This is a genomic window from Pedobacter sp. MR2016-19, assembly GCF_014947265.1.
Classification (GTDB): Bacteria; Bacteroidota; Bacteroidia; order Sphingobacteriales; family Sphingobacteriaceae; genus Pedobacter.
Window position 1 is genome coordinate 142597 of sequence record NZ_JADCNK010000012.1, and the last position, 21694, is coordinate 164290.

15 protein-coding genes and 1 tRNA gene are annotated in these 21694 nt (G+C 38.5%); 12 read left to right on the plus strand and 4 right to left on the minus strand.

Annotated elements, in window-relative coordinates; translation table 11 throughout:
- Nucleotide 1 precedes the first annotated feature (1 nt).
- From IM793_RS16340 to IM793_RS16385, 10 genes are all read left to right on the plus strand, one after another.
- Nucleotides 2–1639, plus strand: coding sequence for a beta-1,6-N-acetylglucosaminyltransferase (locus tag IM793_RS16340; protein ID WP_193423139.1), 1638 nt, complete (start codon nucleotides 2–4; stop codon nucleotides 1637–1639).
- Nucleotides 1639–2748: a UDP-galactopyranose mutase gene (glf, locus tag IM793_RS16345; protein WP_193423141.1), complete on the plus strand. Its 1110-nt coding sequence runs from the start codon at nucleotides 1639–1641 to the stop codon at nucleotides 2746–2748. The genes IM793_RS16340 and glf overlap by 1 nt, the downstream gene beginning before the upstream one ends.
- 1565 nt (nucleotides 2749–4313) lie before the next feature.
- On the plus strand, nucleotides 4314–4907 hold the full coding sequence (locus IM793_RS16350; RefSeq protein ID WP_193423143.1) for an RNA polymerase sigma-70 factor: 594 nt from the start codon (nucleotides 4314–4316) through the stop codon (nucleotides 4905–4907).
- Nucleotides 4908–4995: 88 nt separating this feature from the next.
- A complete protein-coding gene (locus tag IM793_RS16355; RefSeq protein WP_193423145.1) occupies nucleotides 4996–6189 on the plus strand; it encodes a FecR family protein in 1194 nt (397 codons plus the stop codon).
- Nucleotides 6190–6519: 330 nt separating this feature from the next.
- Complete coding sequence (locus IM793_RS16360) at nucleotides 6520–10590, plus strand: SusC/RagA family TonB-linked outer membrane protein (protein WP_193423147.1); 4071 nt, start codon at nucleotides 6520–6522, stop codon at nucleotides 10588–10590.
- 3 nt (nucleotides 10591–10593) lie between these two features.
- Nucleotides 10594–12000 (plus strand): RagB/SusD family nutrient uptake outer membrane protein, encoded by a 1407-nt coding sequence (locus IM793_RS16365; RefSeq protein ID WP_193423149.1) that lies wholly within the window; start codon nucleotides 10594–10596, stop codon nucleotides 11998–12000.
- Nucleotides 12001–12034: 34 nt separating this feature from the next.
- Nucleotides 12035–13036, plus strand: coding sequence for a DUF1735 domain-containing protein (locus IM793_RS16370; RefSeq protein WP_193423151.1), 1002 nt, complete (start codon nucleotides 12035–12037; stop codon nucleotides 13034–13036).
- A gap of 36 nt (nucleotides 13037–13072) precedes the next feature.
- Nucleotides 13073–13627, plus strand: a complete 555-nt coding sequence (locus IM793_RS16375) for a TlpA disulfide reductase family protein (protein ID WP_193423153.1) — start codon at nucleotides 13073–13075, stop codon at nucleotides 13625–13627.
- Between the two features lie 27 nt (nucleotides 13628–13654).
- Nucleotides 13655–14773, plus strand: coding sequence for a TlpA disulfide reductase family protein (locus IM793_RS16380; RefSeq protein ID WP_193423155.1), 1119 nt, complete (start codon nucleotides 13655–13657; stop codon nucleotides 14771–14773).
- Between the two features lie 14 nt (nucleotides 14774–14787).
- The gene (locus IM793_RS16385) at nucleotides 14788–15894 is read left to right on the plus strand and encodes a TlpA disulfide reductase family protein (RefSeq protein WP_193423157.1); all 1107 of its coding nucleotides are present in this window, start codon (nucleotides 14788–14790) and stop codon (nucleotides 15892–15894) included.
- A gap of 325 nt (nucleotides 15895–16219) precedes the next feature.
- On the opposite strand, the gene IM793_RS16390 is transcribed toward IM793_RS16385, so the two are convergent.
- Nucleotides 16220–16296, minus strand: a tRNA-Asn gene (locus IM793_RS16390).
- A 144-nt stretch (nucleotides 16297–16440) separates the two neighbouring features.
- On the opposite strand from IM793_RS16390, the gene IM793_RS16395 reads away from it, so the two are divergent.
- A complete protein-coding gene (locus IM793_RS16395) occupies nucleotides 16441–17361 on the plus strand; it encodes a PfkB family carbohydrate kinase (RefSeq protein WP_193423159.1) in 921 nt (306 codons plus the stop codon).
- A 114-nt stretch (nucleotides 17362–17475) separates the two neighbouring features.
- Here the strand turns inward: IM793_RS16395 and IM793_RS16400 are convergent, their stop codons facing one another.
- The 3 genes from IM793_RS16400 to IM793_RS16410 form a co-directional block, all read right to left on the minus strand.
- Nucleotides 17476–17718 carry a cytochrome b5 domain-containing protein gene (locus tag IM793_RS16400; protein WP_193423161.1) on the minus strand — a complete coding sequence of 81 codons (243 nt, stop codon included), beginning with the start codon at nucleotides 17716–17718 and terminating at the stop codon, nucleotides 17476–17478.
- A gap of 474 nt (nucleotides 17719–18192) precedes the next feature.
- Nucleotides 18193–18882: a lycopene cyclase domain-containing protein gene (locus IM793_RS16405; protein WP_193423163.1), complete on the minus strand. Its 690-nt coding sequence runs from the start codon at nucleotides 18880–18882 to the stop codon at nucleotides 18193–18195.
- A gap of 1 nt (nucleotide 18883) precedes the next feature.
- Complete coding sequence (locus tag IM793_RS16410; protein WP_193423165.1) at nucleotides 18884–19414, minus strand: hypothetical protein; 531 nt, start codon at nucleotides 19412–19414, stop codon at nucleotides 18884–18886.
- A 551-nt stretch (nucleotides 19415–19965) separates the two neighbouring features.
- Here IM793_RS16410 and IM793_RS16415 point away from each other — a divergent pair.
- Nucleotides 19966–21447 (plus strand): NAD(P)/FAD-dependent oxidoreductase, encoded by a 1482-nt coding sequence (locus IM793_RS16415; protein ID WP_193423167.1) that lies wholly within the window; start codon nucleotides 19966–19968, stop codon nucleotides 21445–21447.
- The last annotated feature ends 247 nt before the right edge of the window (nucleotides 21448–21694 follow it).

Here is a 21694-nt window from a genome sequence, read left to right on the forward strand (position 1 = left end):
TATGATATTAATTAGTTATCTTATATTAGCCCATGAAAACCCAAAACAATTGTCGCGACTTATTAAGGCTTTAAGAAGCGATAATTGCAATTTTGTAGTACATATTGATGCACGAATAGCAATTGATGGTTTTGCTTCTTACTTTGAAAATGATGCTCAGGTTTTCTTTCTACAAAATAGAGAGGAGTCGCAGTGGGGAAGTTTTGGGTTAGTAGATGCGACGCTTTCAGGAATGAAATTTATCCAGAAAAATTCACCGGAGACCAGTCGGGTAGTATTGTTGAGTGGAAGTGATTATCCTTTAAAGTCCGTAAGGCATATTGAAAGGTTTTTGGAGGCCAATCCAAAGAAGATATTTATAGACTATTTTACAATTCCTCATTCAAAATGGAATAATGGTGGTAAAAGCCGCTTTCCAAATTTCGAGATTATTCAGGAAAACATGAAGTTATATGGAGGGTCACAGTGGTGGTCATTTCCCTATGAGGTTATGGAGTTTGTTTTGTCGTTTTTAGCATTTAATCCTGAATTTATCTCCTATTTTAAACTAGTCACAATTCCTGATGAAAGTTTTTTTCAGACACTATTGTTTGCCTGTGAGGAGCCATTTATTGTAGATAATCTGGTAAACAACAGCCTTAGGCTCATAAAATGGGATTATCCATTCAATCACCCAAGAATATTAACTTGTAAAGATGAAGCTATCATTAAAAGAAGTAAACACTTATTTGCAAGAAAATTCAAACCTGGTATTTCAGACTCGATATTGAGTTTTCTAGATAAAAACACAGTCAGATCCGGCGCTGAAGATGTTTCTGATTCCGAAATCAAGTCAGGTGCCACGGTAGTGAACCAAGTTGTTGCCTTTTTAACTAACAAAAATGATATTAGAATATTGGGTGAATACAATCGCCTTAAAACGCAGATTACGGGACTTTCAGATATTACGATGTTGTATCATAAGGGCCAAGACAAACCATTGGATAGTGAACTTCTGAATATTGCCCCTTATGTATTTTCAGATGAAATATACGAGGGGTTGGGATATCAAACCATGCGGCATGCAGAATTGGATGGAAGTAACCACTTTCCATTGATCAAATTTTTCAGGGATTTTCCAGAATATGATTTCTATTGGTATGTTGAAGATGATGTTAGGTTTTTAGGAGGATGGGATGTTTTCTTTTCTTATTTTTTGAATAATGGGATTGATGATGATTTTTTGAGTAGTCACATCAGAGATTATGAAGATGAACCTGATTGGTATTGGTGGAGTAGCTTAAAGAATGAACAGAGTGGGATTGAAAAGGAATATATTAGGTCATTTAACCCAATATTTCGAATATCGAGGTCAGCCTTGGCATACATAGATCAGTGCCATAGTGAAGGCTGGTCGGGGCACTTCGAAGTTTTATTGCCAACATTATTGAAGTCAGCTGGCTTTAGCATTTCAGAATTCGGCGGAGAAGGTAAATATGTATTGCCAGGATGCAAAAACTTTTTTTACACAGCTTCACAACCTGACAATTATGGAGGTATGCTGAGAGGGAGTATGAGGTACCGTCCTTTTATAACAGAAGGAGAAATGACGGAACCCCTAATCTACCACCCTGTGAAATTTTCTAACCCTAATAATTAATGAAAGCACCTTATGATTTTTTGATCATCGGATCAGGGCTCTTTGGAGCAGTTATTGCCAGAGAAATGACCGATCTTGGAAAAAAATGTCTGGTTCTTGAGAAAAGACATCACATTGGTGGTAATCTGTTTTGTGAGAATATCGAGGGAATTAATGTACATAAATATGGACCTCATATCTTTCATACAAATGATAAACAGATATGGGATTACGTGAATAGATATTGTACTTTTAATAATTTTATCTATTCTCCAATGGCCAACTATAAAGGGGAATTGTATAACCTGCCTTTTAATATGAATACATTTTATCAGCTTTGGAAAACTCAAACACCTAAGGCGGCAGAAGATCATATAAAGAGTCAGATCAGCATGATAAATAACCTGGGGAAGCCGAAAAATCTAGCCGATCAAGCGCTTAAGATGGTAGGAGTCGATATATACAATAAGCTTATAAAAGGTTATACAGAGAAACAATGGGGAAGAGATGCAGTAGACCTTCCTCCTTCTATAATTAAAAGGCTTCCAGTCAGGTTCTCTTTTGATAATAATTATTTCAACGATAAATATCAGGGCATACCAGTTGGTGGATATAATGTTTTAATAAGTGGTTTACTAAAAGGGATAGAGGTTAGGACGAATGTAGACTTCATTAGTAGTAGAGCATGTTTGTCAGAATTAGGTACTAAACTTATTTATACGGGTAAACTCGATGAATATTTTAGCTATAGGTATGGTTGTTTAGAATACAGAAGCTTAAGATTTGAACACGAGTATAGAGACATTCCAAATTATCAGGGTGTAGCTGTTGTAAATTTTACCGAAAGGGAAGTTCCATTTACTCGAATTATAGAGCATAAACATTTTGAATTTGGAAAACAGCCGGGAACTGTAATCACTAGAGAATTTCCCGAAGAATGGCAACAGGGCATGGAAGCTTTTTATCCCATTAATGATGTCGTGAACACAATAAAATTTAAAAAATATCGGGCACTAGCCGAATGTGAGGAAAATGTATTTTTTGGAGGACGCCTAGCAGAATACAAGTATTACGATATGCACCAGGTAATCGCATCGGCCCTAAAGCGTGCAAGGTTAATGAATTGTTAATTTAAATAGATATGGCAATAGCGAGAATAAAGCTGTACTATGGTTATACCTGCAAAACAAAGGATTTAAAGTAGATTTATAACTCATTGCTGAAGATGGATGAGAAGTAAATATTGAATATTGAGAAGTTCTGATATAAGTAAGGGAAGTTTTGGTTCACAACGTTGTTTTAAATGTTCTTAAGAAAATACATGAGAATTGGGAGGGGTGATAATTTGATTGAATATAAGTTAGCTAACACTACAGCCGTGATTATGTGGGTATTTCGGCAAAAATGGCCGTCCGTTCCGCATTTAAGCTGTCACTCTATTTCTCTTTAAAATAACCACCTGTTTCGGGGCAAACGGGCCGTTCTGCTCTTTCGATCAGTTTTTTTTCGAGACTGGCTTTCAGGAATAATCTTTCAATTTTTCTACATAAATAAAGGCGCCTGGGAGCACATCTGCCATTCGGGGTAGCAATGGTCGTTTAGCTATTTGGAGGAATTATGGTGTGTTTTTTATGCGTTACGGTACCTGCGGATGGATTTTGATCTTTAGGAAGATATGAATTGAAGATAATTCAGCAGTAGGATGGATTAAAGCGAAAAATCCTGAGGGAAATGGATTTGGAACCGAAATGTATATTTGTTTAGAGGGAGGAGCTTAGATATGCATCATCTGGTAATCAATTGGTGGCCAGTTTCACCGAAATACACACCGGGATATGTAACTCGTTCATAACGTTTTCAGATAAAGACTGTGTATTTCAGTGAAAGTGGTTCTTCTCCAGTTTACAAAAGATTATTTTTTGTGTAACTTTATACATCATTACTAGCTTAATTCATTGTTATCATTTATTTTTTTGTACCAAGCTGAGAACGGTACTGCTTTTTTTTGGTCCTAGTTCCGCCAATAATTGCTCAACAGTCTTTTCACACTCAGACACCATTCCAGATATGTAATTTATTTGCAGGTTCCTGAACTATTTAAGAGCATAATTCCTTGCCTTTTTTAAAATCACATTTATCATCGTTTTTTTTGTTAAAAAAATTGAATTTTAGATACTTAAATATAAAAAATATCGCTTTGATTACATATTTTTCTTCCAATTAATTATCGAACTCAAGTTAGTAGTGCAGCCAACCTCAGGTACTAATGGAAATATAAATTTAGTTTCCATGCCAGGCGGATATCATTTTTTTTATTAAGGTATGCTGGTTAAAAAACCTGACAGAAGTAAACATCATTTAAACGATGTAATACCTGATGGTAAAGAATACCATTTTAGGAATACAGAAGGATAAAGATGAAATCCTTGATGAGGCCATTAAACTAGCCACGCAGTGAGTATCATATTTATCTTATTGAACATGCTGATACAAGCTAATTTTTCTAAAGATCAAGGTTTATTTTTGTATACAGACCTATTTTATAACGGTAAATTGTTATCTGTCAGTTTTTAGAAGCTATTTTGTTTAAATCTATAAATTCTTTAGGTACATGAACTATCTTTCATGCTCCAATTGGCAGACAAGTAAAGAAGTTAGCCAAAATTTTACATAACTTTAAAAATTATTCAAAAAAATGGCTCTGAAACCTGTAAAAAATGAAGCTAATTTACTTGCATTAGTTGCGAAAGGGAATCAGCGTGCATTTACTGAACTTTTTGATGCCTATTATAAACAACTTGGAGAATATATTTATAAACTTACTGACTCAATCGAAGTTACTGAAGAGATTGTTCAGGATGTTTTTATAAAAGTGTGGCTTAAAAGAGAAACGCTTAATGAATTAGATAATTTCTGTTACTACTTGTTTATTCTTTCCAGAAACCAGACCTTAAATCATTTAAGAAAAGAGGCTAATAACAAAGTTAGGCAATTGGAATGGTTAAAGCAGTCGGATGAAGATGATCTACCTGATGATTCTAGTGTAAATGAACAATACCGCCAACTTTTAGATACAGCAGTAGAAAAACTACCTCCTCAGCAAAAGAAAGTTTACAAACTGAGCCGGGAACAAAGGTTAAAACACGAAGAAATCGCTAAAATCTTAAACATATCTCCAGAAACAGTTAAAAAGCATATTAAGTTGGCCTTGCGTTTCATTAAAAGCGAGGTATCTTCTCAAAGCGATATAGTTATTATATCAATATTAGTTACTCCATTATTTTTTTAAAAAAAATAAATTCAGTTACCCCTTTTTTTAAGAGCATGTGTCTTTAGTATTAAAATAGCATTAATTAAAAAATGCTTTACTGAAGATTATGACTCAAAAAAACCGTATAGCTGATTTATTTCAAAAATATTTTGATAGAACGGATACTGCCGAAGAACGGAATGAGCTAATGCTTTTAATTAGTGAAACTGATTCTGATAAAGAATTAAGCGCATTGGTAGAAGATCTTTATATAAGTTATACGCCACAGCAAAGTCCGTTTATTGAAGATCAGCGAGACAAAATGTTGCAGAACATTCTGTCTGGCATCGATGGTACAGAGCGGAAAAAAGTGATGAACAAAATCCATTGTAAAAATAGATGGTTTAAATATTCAGTCGCTGCCTCTCTATTGATATTGATGACCATTGGCGGTTATCTTTTTACACACAAGCACACCGCTGATACGCAAAACGTAAAAGCGGATTTTAGGCCAGGTAGCAACAAAGCCACCCTAACCCTTAGCGATGGCTCAACCATAAATCTGGATGATGCCCATAACGGGAAATTAGCAAGTGAAGATAACATTGAAGTGAATAAGTCCCGTGATGGTGAAATCAGCTACCATGCTGCCGTTGGTTCAAACACAGCATCAGGTATAAGGTCAACTATTAATAACATTAAAACGCCAAGGGGCGGTCAGTATCATGTTATTTTGTCTGACGGAAGTAAAGTGTGGTTAAATTCAGCTTCTTCTATCAGTTTTCCTGCCACGTTCACCGGTAAGGAACGAAAAGTAAAAATTACCGGAGAAGTTTATTTTGAAATAGCTAAAAATAAAGCAAAACCTTTTATAATTCAATCTGGAAATCAACTTGTTGAAGTATTGGGCACCCATTTCAACATCAACAGTTATGATGATGAACCGGACATTAAAACAACATTACTGGAGGGGGCTGTTAAGATACTTCAACTGAACACCGGATTTACGGCACTTCTTAAACCGGGCCAACTAGCTATCAATAAATCATCCGGGCCAATCCTGGTAAGAAAAGCAGATCTGGAACAGGCTGTAGCCTGGAAAAATGGTCTGTTTCAGGTTAATGACGTCAGTTTAGAAACGATCATGCGCCAGGCATCCAGGTGGTATGATGTGGATGTTGTATACCAGGGGAAAATACCAGAAAGGAAATTTTCCGGAAAAATCAAACGTAATGTCAATGCATCCGAATTTTTACAAATGCTTGCTTTTTTTAATGTGCATTTCAGCATTGAAGGACGAACAATTATTGTAAAAAACTAATAATAGAACAACAATTAACTAACCAACCTAACTACTCACCTAAACCACACAAAATGAAGAAAGATCTACACCACATCTAGCATCTAAGTCGGTTAACATAAAAACCGGAAAGTGTTGACGCACTCCCCGGTTCAATCATGATTAAGGTTAACCATCAAAAAAATTAGCAATTGAATATCAACGTTTAACCCAAACCCTACAAAAGTATGTATTTAAATGGTTTATATAAGCCCTTGCAGCAGGTATTGCTGCTGATTAAAAAAATAAGTTTGCTTTGCAATTTCCCCATAATGTCTACTAATAACCTGTTACCTAAAAAGCGGATCTACTATGCGGATTAGTTTAACAGCACTCTTAAGTACTATATTATTTTTATTGGTCAATACCAAAAGTTATAGTCAAATTACCATTCATGAAAAAAATGTAGATATTCAAACCATCTTTAAATCAATTGAGTTACAATCTAAATTCACCTTTCTATACGACAGCCAGGACATCAAGAGTATACCCAAAGTAACCGTTGATATAAATAATGGCACTGTTGAGGAGGCACTCAGCCAGGCTTTTAAAGGTTTACCGCTAACCTACACCATTATAGCCCAGACGATATTGGTGAAACAGAAAAAAACGGAAAATATTGCCTCCAAAGCAGATCCCGGAAAAAAGCCGGCACTACATCTCAAAGGCATCGTAATGGACGAAAATCAACTGCCTTTAAAAGACGTAATGATCAAAGAGCTCAATCTTGGTTTTAAAACGCTTTCGAATGCCAGGGGTGAGTTTAGGATCGTGGCTGGTGCTTCCGGTACTCTTGTAGTATCAGCTCCCGGTTTTGCCAAGCAGAGTATCAGCTATTCTGACACGACATCAATAGAAATTAATTTAAAGAAAGGTGATTTGGAAAGTATTGATTTATCGGAAGTACAAATCCACCGGATGAATGAGGCTAAAGCTAATCCTACAAGATTTATTAACATGGAAAACCGGAGTTATATGAACCTTGCACAGGTACTGCAGGGTACTATTCCTGGATTGAGTTTGCAAATTGTAAACACAAGTACTAAAACAGTAACTAGTATTGACGCCTATTCCCATACTGTAGGTGGACAGGAGTCCAGGCGATTCACGCGTTATTCTGTCGAAGATTTCCTGGCCGCTGTCGGTAAAACAAAAGGACAGCAGATTATTGACCTGCTATTGAAGGGGACCAATGTTCCTGCCGAGATCAGCCTTATTTACCATATCAATACAATCACAACGGTAACGAATACTTTAGTCCCCGAGATCAGAGGGGCAAGCAATTTTGCAAGCAATGCCTCTAATATGCTCGTAGTAATCGATGGTTTTCCGCAAGATGGGTTTCCGGCCAATTACCCGATGACTAACGTAGAGTCTATTGAAGTTATTAAGGATCCTAAAGAATTAATTAAATGGGGCTCTAGAGCTGCTGGGGGCGCTATCCTGATCAAGTCAAAAATGGCAAGGGCAGGACAATTGCAGATCAATTATTCAACTAATTTATATTACTCGCCGGCACCCAAATATAACAGGCAAAAATTAAACCTGGCCAATACAGCTACTTATTTAGAATACCTTAACGATCCGGCTTTACTTCTAAATAATGATGGTACTCCATTTGGATTATCTCCTGCAAGGCAGCTGCTTAGTAAAAGAAAATTAAAACAGATTACCGAGACGCAGTTTCAATCGCGATGGGATTCTCTGGGGAGGCTGGATAACGAAGACCAGGTTAACATGCTTCAGCAAAGTTCCTTTAATCAAAACCACACCCTAACCGTTAGCGGGGGTACAAAAGCGTATAAGTTTACGGCTATAGGTAATTACATCACCGGACATGACAATGGCCTGGGAAGTAAGAAAAATGAGTACACTTTCAACCTGAACAATAATTTTAGTCTTTTAAAAGACAAACTTCATATCCGGTGGCTTGTCAATTTTTCAGATGCAAAAAACACTGCCGGGAATTCTTTTTCTCCTGCAAACCTGGGATTGGACCCTTATCAGATGCTTTTGGATGACCAGGGAAGTTATGCTTATGATTACACTTTACTCTCGCAAGATGCAAACAATAAGATTGTAGGACTTGGCTATAAGAATTATGGAGTAAATTTGCTTCAAGACGCCAGAGTCAATAAAAATTCATCTAAGGAAACAATCAAGCGTTCCAACTTAAACATGAATTGGCAGTTGCTACCTGGCCTGTCATGGGTTACCTCTTTTTTGTATACCGGTAGAAATACAAATAACCAGACACTCTATGGTGCCGAATCAAGCTATTCAAGACAACTGGTAGATAAATATGGACAGTTAAGCAGTAAGGGTGTTAACTTTTATCTTCCATACGGTGACATACTGCAGGAGAGCAACCGGGTTTCTGAAGACCTAAACTTAAGATCCGCCCTCACCTACTCCCGGGTAATTGGTAAACATAACATTAGCGCTACCTTAGGTGTGGGTGCTGCAAGTACCCTTAGCAGTAGTCCGGCCAATGCTGCATTATATGGTTATAATTCATCAACAAAAACCAGTACACCCGTTTATTTACCAACGTTTCCTTCAACTGATGCAGCTATAACCAACTTTTATTCTTTGTTTGCAGGGGCCACCTCTAGTGCTTACCCGAGTATATTGACACATCGCCTGTCAGGCGACACCACCAGAAACCGTAACCTAAATGGGAATGCATCCCTTATATATGGATTTTCGGATAGAATAAAAGCGGTGGGAACCTATATCAACGTATTAAACCCGCTTTACGGACAGGCAGCGACGTACTCAACGCAAACTTCTTATAGTGGCGATGTGACAGGACGAGTGGTTAAAAATTGGAACAGCGTTTTAAAGGATGTTTTATTATCTGTTGGAACCACCAACATTAAAATGCCGGATTTGCCTACTCAATATAGTAACAGCAGGTATTTGCAGCCCTATTTTAAAAACTATACCATTTGGGTAAATGGAGCCACCCCCACCCAGCAGCAAGGCCAAAGCTCTAAGTTGCTCTATCAAAAATTATCGCTTGCTTTTGCCGATAGTACTTTTGTTGTAAACGGGGCTTACAATACGCAAACCAATACAGGAAACCTGGAAACAAACAACACGTACAATGCGAAAAGCAATACGACTAAAGAATTAAATTTCCTCAGTGGTGGAATAGATATGTTTCTGAGAAAGAAGCTGCTTAATCTTCACTTTAACTATGGAAAATCACCAGAAGGAAAAGCACAATACAATGGTGGCTTTTACTATAACATTGTTAGGGAAAGTTACTTTAAATCTAACACGATAACCGATCTTGAAGTTAACGCGCTCTTACAGGACATCAGCCCGTATCAGGGATTTTCGCTGATGACATCAACCAATATTGCAACAGGCGGATCTTTTAGCCAGGCCACAAACAGCAACTTTGGCCTTTTACCTGCGGCCAATAAGATGTTTGAAGTTCATGGCAAAATTGGTTTGATTGACAGTAGATACAATGCGGATGTGCGGTATTATAATCAAAATTCCGGCGGTGTAAATAACAACCTGTTTGTATTAACAGATCCAAGTACAGGCCTTTCTTCCCAGGTTAGCTACAGCAGCATTACCAATAAGGGGATAGAGCTTTTCATGAGCGCAAATCTGATCAAATCCAATAATTTCAATTACACTATTACCTTAAATGGTGCATACAATAAGAACATCGCGAAAAATGTACCTGTAACACGCTTTACTGCAACAAACAGCTATACAACAGTAGCAAGGGAGGGTTATGATATCAGTAATATATGGGCGCCAAAATGGGCAGGACTAAATTCATCCGGGGATCCTCAGATGTATGATAAGAATGGAAACGTCACCGCTCAGCTGGACAGTATTACGGTTGCTTCTGCCTTAATCAACCAGGGAGTAACCAAAGCACCTTTTACCGGTGGATTTATCCAGGAAATCAGGGTAAAACAATTTTTTGCGCGTGTAGCGCTTACCTTTAATTTAGGGTATGTGATGAGGTATTACAGGCCGTATCCTGGATACGACCGGGAAAACAGCAGTTTGATTGCCGACAGATGGCGGGTTCCAGGAGATGAGAACCGGACTGATGTACCAAAAATCGCTGATGTTAGCCCGTACAGGGACTTTGTTACCCGCTATTCAAGTAACACCATATTGCCCGCAGATAATATTCGACTGCAAGAGGTAATGGTAGGCTTTAGCTTACCAAACAACTTTCTCAAAAAATATGGGTTGAGTTATTTTGTAATGACCTTTCAGGTACAAAACCTTGCCTATTGGGCAAAGAATAAATATAATATAGATCCCGCAACTGTGAGCCAGGACGGGAGAATTGGAAGTCCACTGGCAAAAATCTATTCATGTAACATAAGTGTAAATTTTTAAAATATGATGTATAAACGCGCACTATTTTTTCTTTTGGCTGCCTATAGTTTATGGTCATTTCAAGGCTGTAAAAAATTTCTTGATATTTCGCCCTCTTCCACTAATGTGAACCCAACTACGGTGAAGGATTTTCAGGAGATGCTCAACAATGATTCACTAAGCAAATGCCATTTTTTTCTATTGGATGTGATGAGTGACGACCTTCAGTATTCGGATGTACAAACTACAGCCTCCTCCAATTATTATCTGCGGGCATATTTATGGCAGAACACCGTTTGGAACCCCTCTGATCAAGACGAGATGTACAATTCTACGTATTCCAGGATATTGCAAATGAATATCATTCTGGACCGGATTAATGCTGCGCCTGCAGACGGGTATAATACGCAAGAAAATAAAAGCGTTGTCATTTCACAAGCCCTTGTAAACAGGGCATTTTACTACCTGCAGCTGGTAAATGCTTATGGTGCAGCTTACGATCCAACAACAGCTTTCAACGATCCTGGTGTTCCGCTTGTACTCACCGCAAAGGGCAATGCCTTGCCGCCGAGGGCTAGCGTTGGACAGGTATATGACCTGGTGATTTCTGACCTGAAAGCAGCGGTAAACAATTCGCATCTAAGCAGTAAAGGAACTGATGTGATTCATCCCGGAAAATCCTCGGCTTATGCCTTGTTGGCACGGGCTTATTTATATAAAGGAGACTATATTTCGGCCTCAAACTATGCAGATTCTACATTAGCGAAGGAACGTACTTTGTTAAATTATAATTCAATCGACTATAAAAGCCTATCCCAGTTACCTGACATGGTAGGCAATCCGGAAATATTGCTGGGACGGATAACTACGGATATTGCATTTTATTCTTTTAATAACGCTACGGTTTTACCCAGCACAACACTTACAAACACCTTAACGACTTCTGATTTAAGGTATTCTAAAAAATTCGTATCACCAAGCAGATTTCAACCTGCATATTACAACTCTGCGAATGGTAACACCATGGTATTTGACAATAGCATCGGTGTACCGGAAGTGATGTTGATTAAAGCGGAATGTTTAGCCCGTAACGGGTCATTTTCCGAAGCCAGCGCACTGATCAGCAAACTTAGGGAAACCAGGTTATCGCCTGCGACATTTAACGCAGAAAAGCGCACCTATACGGCAACAAATATTTTAGGGTATGTATTGGATGAGCGGAGACGTGAATTGTTTTACCACGGCGGGCTTCGTTTATTTGATCTGAAGAGGTTAAACAAGGAAACAAGTTTAAAGAGAGACCTTAGTCGTCTCAATTATGCCGGCAACACCACGCTCGCAACCTTACCCGCAGGATCAGGGCGTTACCTGGTACCTTTCAGTACTACCGTATTAGCCGCTAATCCAAACATCAGTCAAAACCCAAGATAACGTGGGTGAATTTTATTATTTAATCAATAAGATCATGTCGTACAAAACATATTATAATATACCTGGCTCAATGTTAAGTTTTAAAGGAGCGTTGCTGTTTACCCTGCTGCTTTTAGGGATCGCCGCCTGCAAAAAGAACACGAGCGATGCCGATGGGCTACAATCCAGATTTGACAGTGGAATGGTTTCTTATGTACAAGGTAGCAATGTAGTTAGGTTAAATGGCAAGGAATATAATTTTACGCCATATTATGTTGGCGTACCCGTGCGACTAAAAGAGGCGGTGAATTCTGTGGATACGATAACCGCAGTTGTCGATCCGTCGATGGTTACACAATACAATCAACTGTATCAGGAAAAAAATCCAACTATATCCGGGGGTGCTTTCGAGGTTTCTCATAAAGGGAAATTTCCATTCGCTTCGGGTGATGTAGAGGCGAAAGATTCGTTGTATGTGTTATTGAAGGACGGCAGTCAGTTAAAAGACAGCACCATTTACCTTGTACCCGTTACCTTGTCTTCAAAACAAGGCGCCAATTTAAAATATTCACTTTTCTTCTTCAAAGTATTGGTCACTAAAGGCGACCTGCAAGCGAAAATATATGGCGCCACCGTAGGCACCGGAGTTAGTCTCACAAGGTTAACAAGTGGTGCTTTACAAGTGAACAACATTGGTACCCTTCGTGATTCGTTGAAATTAAGAATAACGCTGAATAAGGTATTTCCTGCTAACGATGTCAGCGTGCAGGCAAGCTTCCTTACACAAAGTGAGATCGCTGCTGCGATCACTAAAGAAAAATTTGTTGGCACAAGCTTAACCGAAGCAAATACAATATTTACCAAAAATCTCGTCACTGTACCCGCCAGGGCCTTATTAAGCAAAGACAGTATTAGCGTAGGCTTTATCAATAGGGCGACATTAAAATCCGGATGGTATATAACCGGCGTAAAAATCATCACCTATACCGGTTCGGCATATGGCGTTCCCCCCGTAGCCAATGATTCCTGCAGGGCCTATCTCCGGTTTTTCAAATAATTAACGGTTTATATTTCAGAAATTTAATTCAAAGACATGTTAAAAACGTCAAAATTTTGGGCCTTGGCAACGATGATCACTTTGCTCAGTAAAATGATATCAGCCCAACCATATTTATCAGAAAAACATAGCAACTCCAATGTCGTTACGGATACCATAAGGCTTAAAGTAGGCGATAAATGCCCGGATATTATATTTCAGGATACAACAGGAGATCACGGGAATAATGTAAAGCTTAGTGAGCTGAAAGGTAAATATGTGCTCATTGATGTATGGGCTTCATGGTGTGCGCCCTGTCGTATTCAATATCCTCATTTCGCTTTACTTGCAAAAAAAATGAAAGACAAGGAAATCACTTTTTTAAGCATATCCCTGGACACCCAGGTTTGGCGATGGAAAGGCCCGGTACTTAACCAGATGGGTGGCCTCCAATGGAAGGTAAAAGATGAAACATTCGAAAAGGCCTTTGGCATCAATACCATTCCCCGATATATATTATTGGATAAAAATGGCATCATATTAAGTCTGAACATGACTAAACCATCACAGCCGGAACTTGAGCAAGAACTGATAAAGCTTAAGGGAATTTAAAACAGTATACTATTAAAAATGAAATACATGAAAAAAAGATTGATCACATTGTTAGCATTAGCACCTTTTGCCGTTTTAGCCCAGCAACAGTACACCATCAATGCAACAATAGGTAAAATTAAACTTCCAGCTACGGCTTATTTGGCATATCAAGAGCAGGGACGTATGAGATATGACTCTGCTACCGTTCAGCCGGATGGTAAGTTTATGATTAAAGGCACTGTATCTATGCCAATGAAAGCCTTTGTATTGCTGGGGCAGAATGGTGAAAATTTAAAGTCGAGGCCTAACCCGGACCAGATCGCAATTTACCTGGAAAACGGCATTATCGAAATAAATACGACTGATTCATTAATCAGGGCAAAAATTTCTGGTACACCTTTAAATCAGGACCAGCAGGAGCTCATCGCTTCATTAATGTCAATTAAGCACAAAGAAGCCCAAATGAATGCGGACTATAAAAAACTAGCCGACAACAGTAAGGAGAAAGCAAAATTAAAAGAATTACTTGAACGCCTGGCAGACAGCAGAATGCAGGTGCAGGAAAGCTATATCAGGAAACACCCCAACTCACTGGTGAGTTTAAACTTGCTGCGCAGCACTATAGACCCGAACCAATACCCGGAAAAAGCCACTGCCTTATTCAACAGTTTAAACGCTGATCTAAAGGCTTCTGTTGCCGGACAATCCTTTTTAAGTAAAATTGGAAAAGCGAAAGCGCTAACTGTGGGCAACATGGCACCTGATTTTATATTAAAGAACACCAAAGATCAGGATGTAAGTTTATCCTCATTCAAAGGTAAATATGTGTTGGTAGATTTTTGGGCAAGCTGGTGCGGACCTTGCAGAAAGGAGAACCCAAACCTGGTTAAAGCGTATGAAAAGTATAAGTCAAAAAACTTCACGGTCCTTGGCGTATCCTTAGACGGGGGCGAAAATGCGAAGGCGAAATGGATGGATGCCATTGTTAAAGACGGCCTGAACTGGACGCAAGTGTCTGATCTTAAAGGCTGGGCAAGTTATGCCGCTCAACTCTACCACATCAATGCCGTACCCGCCAATTTTTTGCTGGACCCAACAGGGAAGATCATTGGAAGAGATTTGCGTGGCGAGGAGCTTAATAAAAAACTAGCAACTTTACTTTAACCGCGATGGGATTTATGAAACGTTTTTTAACCCTTAGCACAGCCGCGCTCTTATGCTTAACCACAAATTTGTTTGCTCAGTTGCGCTTAAGCGGTGACATCAAAGCCATAGGGAATTCGAAACTGATGATCAAATATTATGAGGGATCTACCAAAAAAGACACTTCATTGAAAATTACTAATGGAAAATTTGTCTGGCGCGCACCAGTAACCGAATCGCAAAAAATCACCCTGATCTTTCCAGGCAGGGCAATTTCTATTTTCGTTGATCCGGGAGAAATGATCATAAAGGGAAGCAGGGATTCAGTAGATAACCTTCAGGTAAGTGGTTCGAAAACAAATGACGAAGCTGTTGCCTATGCGCAAATGACGAGTTCTCTAACAGAGGAGTCTAACATGGTTGCTTCGCAATATGGTAAGGTAAGCGAGGCTGAGGAGTTGGAACGCCAGAAAAGGTATTCAGATATTGCGAAACAGAAAATGGCAATGGCCATTCAGTACATCGGTAGCCACAGCGGAAGTGCGTACAGTTTAAACCTGGCTACAGAACATTGCAGAATAGGCACTTACGAAAGCGTGCTAAAGATGTACGGGTTGTTAAGTAAAAAAATGCAATCAACCTCAGAAGGAAAGCGCATAGCTGAGCGGCTGGTGATACTTAAGCGCAGTGCGATTGGTGAAAAGGTAAAGGATTTTACCCTGAGTAATCATGATGGTAATCAAATTGATATCTCGATGTATAAAGGTAAGTATGTGCTGATTGATTTTTGGGCAAGCTGGTGTTCTCCTTGCCGCAAAGAAATCCCCAATCTGATTAAAAACTACAGCACGTTTAAAGATCAAAATTTCACCATTTTAAGCATTTCCCTTGACGACAGCCGTGATGAATGGATGCATGCATTAGCTGCGCTAAAAATGCCCTGGACGCAGGTGGTTGACTTGAAAGCCTGGAATGGGGAACTTGCTACATATTACGGAATACTGGCGATTCCAAGTTCTTTATTGGTTGATCCTAAGGGAAATATTGTTGCCAAAGATTTAAGAGGTATAGAGTTAACTAAAAAGCTCACTGAATTAATGACTGATCACAACCAGGAGAATCATAGCTTAGATATACATTAAATATGCGCTCAGTATAAAGAGGCTGGATCATTAATTTTTGAAACAGTCTCTTATGCTAAAAAAGCATTGGAAAGTTACACGTTAAATTCGACAGTTTTTCCTGTAAAACTCAACATTACCTGGCTATTGAAAAGACAAAATGGAGGTAGGAAAATCCTATTATGGAAATAAAAAAACCCATCCTATTAGCTAGAAATGGGGTTTTTATGTGATTTTCAGTCTTGAAAATCTTTGCTCCCTCTACTGGGCTCCTTTCGTCTGCGCTCAAGATAAACTTCTCGCCCAGCCCTAAACGCAAAAAACCCACAACTTTCGTCGTGGGTTTTGGCTCCCTCTGCTGGGCTCGAACCAGCGACCCTCTGATTAACAGTCAGATGCTCTAACCAGCTGAGCTAAGAAGGAGTGCTGGTTGTTTCCTAAAACGAGGTTATTTACACTTTGCAGTACATATACCCTTGTTCTTTTTGGGAATGCAATATTAGGGCTTTTAAATTATTTATGCAATATTTGCAGTGAAAAATTTAAAAAAAAATTTAATACATATATATGAGCCTGATAATCATAGGTACTGTAGCTTTTGATGCTATTGAAACTCCTTTCGGAAAAACAGATAAAATTGTTGGTGGTGCTGCAACGTACGCAAGTTTAGCCGCTTCTTACTTTTATAATAAAGCAAAAATTGTAGCTGTAGTGGGGGATGACTTTCATCAATCAGATATTGACACCTTAACCAAACACGGTATTGACACCGAAGGACTACAGATTAAAGCAGGTGAAAAATCATTTTTCTGGTCAGGTAAATACCACAACGACATGAACAGCCGCGATACTTTAATTACGGAATTGAATGTATTGGAAAATTTCGACCCGATCATCCCGGAGAGTTATCAAGACTGCGAATACCTGATGTTAGGTAACCTAACCCCACAGGTGCAGCAAACGGTAATTAAGCGCCTTAAAAACCGCCCGAAATTGATCGTAATGGACACCATGAACTTTTGGATGGATATTATGATGGATGATTTATTGGAAACCATTAAAATGGTGGATGTATTAACCATCAATGATGCCGAAGCACGTCAGTTGTCGGGCGAATATTCATTGGTAAAAGCAGCGAAGAAAATCCTTACAATGGGCCCAAAATATTTGATCATTAAAAAAGGTGAGCATGGCGCATTGTTATTCCATGAAGATCAGATTTTCTCAGCTCCGGCCTTGCCTTTGGCAGAAGTATTTGATCCTACAGGCGCTGGCGATACCTTCGCAGGAGGTTTTATCGGTTATTTGGCTAAGGTGGGTACAATCAACTTCAATAACATGAAAAATGCAATCATTTACGGTTCTGCACTGGCTTCTTTCTGTGTAGAGAAATTTGGAACAGAAAAGTTATTAAATTTAACCGATGAGGAAGTTGCAGCGAGAATACAAGAATTTGTAAACTTAAGTGCTTTCACTATAGAAATTTAATATAAATTAATTGTCATCCTGAGCCTGTCGAAGGACTTAACACGAGCTGTTTCGACAGGCTCAACATGACATATCTTAATTTTAATTCTATCGTTAATTCTACCCTGACAAAAATCAACTTAGTGTAGCCAATATTGCTATCGGTATAAATTTTTCAAAAACAGCATCGGTGTGCGGTGCATCAGGCAGTTCGTCAGTCAAATCCTGTCCGGCCCAGTGCTCATAGTGTTTACCGTTCCGCCACAGCCTGCTATTGGTCATATCGTAGATTAAACCTTTATAAGCCACCCAGATCTGAGGTTTGTCCTGTCCGTTGCGTAAAGCGAGTTGTTGCTTGGTATAGCTGGGTAAATCCATTTAAATTAATTTCGGGTTGAAGATAATCAAAAAGGTTTTTAACCATATAAGAAATATGAGGGCATATTGGCTTTTCTTTAACTCCTTACATAGGTCAAAGTAGCTATTATTTTTTAACGCAAAGTCAATGCAAAGTTCTCTGTCTGAACGGAGTCGAAGACCAATATCTGGATATTTCAATTATTATTCTTATTTGAAGCACAAGGCCTGTACAAAGCACCAAGTTTCCTCCCGTTTTACGCTTATACGCTTTGCTGCCTCGTGCCTCGTTGTTGCAGGGTATCGGCTTCAACCGGGACTAGTTGGCTACTACAGCATTTCATTTTTGGGATTGCAGTGTGCAGAAACCCTGTTCTTAAACCCGATCCGATAGCTATCGGATGCAATGAATCCCGACGTTAAGTCGGGAGTAATGACTGAATCCCGCTAAAAACTACTGAATATTTGTTTTCCAAAAAAATAAACAATCTTATCTTATGCCTGGCTTTTATCGCCCTTGCTTTTAAAAACTTCGTACAGGTAAATATTCATCAACAAGAGCCCCATTAAATAAAAATGATCTTCGAAAGGAATAGTTCCCACTCTAAAACCAAGGTTTTGCTTATCGTTGTACATCACCACAGGTATAGAAGTTAAAAATCCATTTACAACATAGAAAGGAATAAGCGAAATCAGGTATGCCCTGTAGAACTTGTACATAAACCTAAAATCGACATTTACATACTCTACATAAGCCAGCACCACAAATAAAAAGCCAAAATTGATCAGCGTGTACCACCTGTTATAACCAAAAAATAAAATGGCCACACAAAGCCCCAGGAACAAATTACTTAACGCGAGGCTATACTTTTGCAGGTCGTTTTTTGGAAAATAAGCATTCAAACATTCGTAAATAAATACGCAGGCATAAGGAACCGTTAAAAAGAATAGAATTTCTTCTAAAGGTAGCCCCAAAAGATTTACCCCAATAAGGTAATCGGGATTAAAAGACCATACAGCGAGCTTGGTAAACAGGATATCCCAAATTAAAAATATAATACCAGTGAGCAATATTGCAGGAAATACAAACTTCCATTTGCTAAAAAAATGAACCTTTTTATCGAACGATAAAACCAGTGGAAAAAAAATTACAGCAATATTAATAAGTAAATAGATATACTTCATTCTAAAGGTGTTTGGTCAAAATTTTAACTTCAGCAGAACTGCATTTTTTACTGTCGATCATAAATTTAGCTACGTTTTTAACCAGCTCACGATCGGCCAAACCAAAGTTTTCATTTTGATAATGTTTAACGATCTCTTTTTTATCCTGAACCAAATCTTTACTGAAACCGAGAAAGGAAGGGGTATAAAATTCAATTGAAAACCGCATAAAACGGATCTCCAGATTTTCCTTGTCCATATCTATAGCTTTTTGCATTGTTTTTAGCGATTGGCTCACATACTTGATCTTGTTGTATGGATTCCAGGAATGTTTGGCTTTGAGCGCCTCCAGGGTTCCTGTGTAGCCGGTTATCAGGGCTGTTTTATTAGAAAGTTTGTTCAGGTTGGCAAATAACGAGTCGGTTAGCTTCGAGTTTTCAACCGCCTTAACCATATTAATTTTTAATATCGCAATTTCTTTAGTGGATAACTGAGCGTAAGTAATATGGCTTGTTGCAAAGAGCAGCAAAAATATAATGCGTATTTTAGTCATGATTATGGACAAAGGTAAGAAAAGCTAAGCGCTTTTGCTTCCACTGTGATCCTGTGGCACAGCGAAGGATCTACAGCCGATGAACACAGCACCCAAGCTATTGATCGAATCAAACTCTCATAAAGATTACTGCTAACAAAAGAAAGGTTCTTCACTGTCATCCTGAGGAATAATTTATTATTAAAAATTATATGAATAACAGATTTCTTAGCGGATTATAGGCTGCGAGGAATCGTCATTCCCAACTTGATTGGGAACCACGGAGTGCTCATGAATGCCTTTGAAATAAGGGAAACTTATGAATAATCGTAATGCAAGCGCTTTAAGATTCCCGCCTGCGCGAGAATGACGACCGTACTTATAGATTCTGTCAATGGTAATGCAGCGAAGGATCTACAACCGATGAAACACAACACCTAAACGATCGATCGAATCAAGCTTCCATAAGGATTACTGCTAACAAAAGAAAGATTCTTCACTGCGTTCAGAATGACAAACACAGAATGACAAAAAACCAAAACAAAACGCAATAAAATTCCTTTATTTACATCATGGAGAAAAAACCCACGGTTACCGTCATAGGTGCTGGTTTTGCAGGCTTAGCTGCGGCAGCTTTATTGGCCAAAGATGGTTGTGATGTTACTGTTATCGAAAAGAACGAAATGGCCGGTGGCAGGGCCAGAACCTGGGAAAAAGATGATTTTCTGTTTGACATGGGGCCAAGTTGGTATTGGATGCCCGATGTTTTCGAAAACTACTACCAGATCTTTGATAAAACAGCGTCCGATTTTTATGAACTGAAAAGGCTAAGTCCTTCTTACCGCATTTATTTTGGTAAAAGTGATACTATTGATGTTCCAGCGACATTAGATGACCTATATGCTTTATTTGAAAAATTAGAGCCCGGCAGCAGCGGTAACCTAAAACATTTCCTCGATCAGGCGAAGTATAAATACGATGTAGGCATGAACGAATATGTTTTCAAACCCTCGCATAGCGTAATGGAATATTTCGACCCACGTTTAGCTGTTAGCGGAATCAAACTACAGCTATTGGGCAATATGCGCAAGCACGTACACCAGTTGTTTAAAAACGAGCGTTTAAGGAAACTGTTAGAATTCCCAGTTCTATTTTTAGGCGCCACACCACAAAATACCCCCGCATTATATAGTCTGATGAACTATGCCGATCTGGTGTTAGGTACCTGGTACCCTATGGGTGGCATGCACAAAATTGTGAATGCCATGCAGAAAATTGCCGAAGAGCAGGGTGTGAAATTTATTTTCGATACCGAGGTGGTTAAAATTGAAGTTAAAAACAATATTGCTGAAAAAGTGATTACAAATAAAGGCAGCTTTAAAAGCGATTTTTTTATAGGCAATGCAGATTATCAACACATCGATCAACGTCTTTTTGATCAACCTTACCGTAATTACAGTAAAAAGTATTGGGAGGAGAGAACAATGGCGCCTTCCTGTCTATTATTCTATATCGGCCTAGATAAAAAACTAGACAATATATTACACCATAATTTATTCTTCGACGAGAATTTTGACCAACATGCTGAAGAAATTTACACTAATCCACAATGGCCAACAAAACCATTGTTTTATGCCTGCTGTCCATCGGTTACCGATCCGGGCGTAGCGCCAGAGGGTTGCGAAAACCTTTTCTTTTTGGTTCCGCTTGCACCCGATTTAAAAGATAGCGAAAGCAAAAGGGAAGAATATTTTAATTTATTGTTAAACCGCTTCAAAAAATTAACTGGAAACGACATTAGTGGTAACATCCTGTTTAAACGGAGTTACGCCATGAATGATTTTGTTGAAGATTACCACGCTTTTAAAGGAAATGCGTATGGATTAGCAAACACTTTGAAACAAACTGCTTTCTTAAAACCCAAAATAAAAAGTAAAGTAACAAATTTTTTATATACCGGACAATTAACCGTTCCAGGCCCAGGAGTGCCACCTGCAATCATCTCTGGACAAGTGGTAGCAAAAGAAATAAAAAAAAAGTTAAAAAAAGCTTGACAAATTTAAAATTTCCCCTATCTTTATAACCACAAAACAAAAACACTGCAATAACGCTTCAAAACACATAATCACTTGAGGTTTGCATTTGTTTCGAAATAAGAGAGAAGGCAATTTGTTGAAAGAAAAAATAAGAATCAACTAACCAAATATATGATAAGTAAAAAGGCCTGGATTTTCCAGGCCTTTTGCTTTTTAGGGTATTTTGGGCAGAGTTTGCTCAAAGTTTAAGCGTCATCTCCATCCT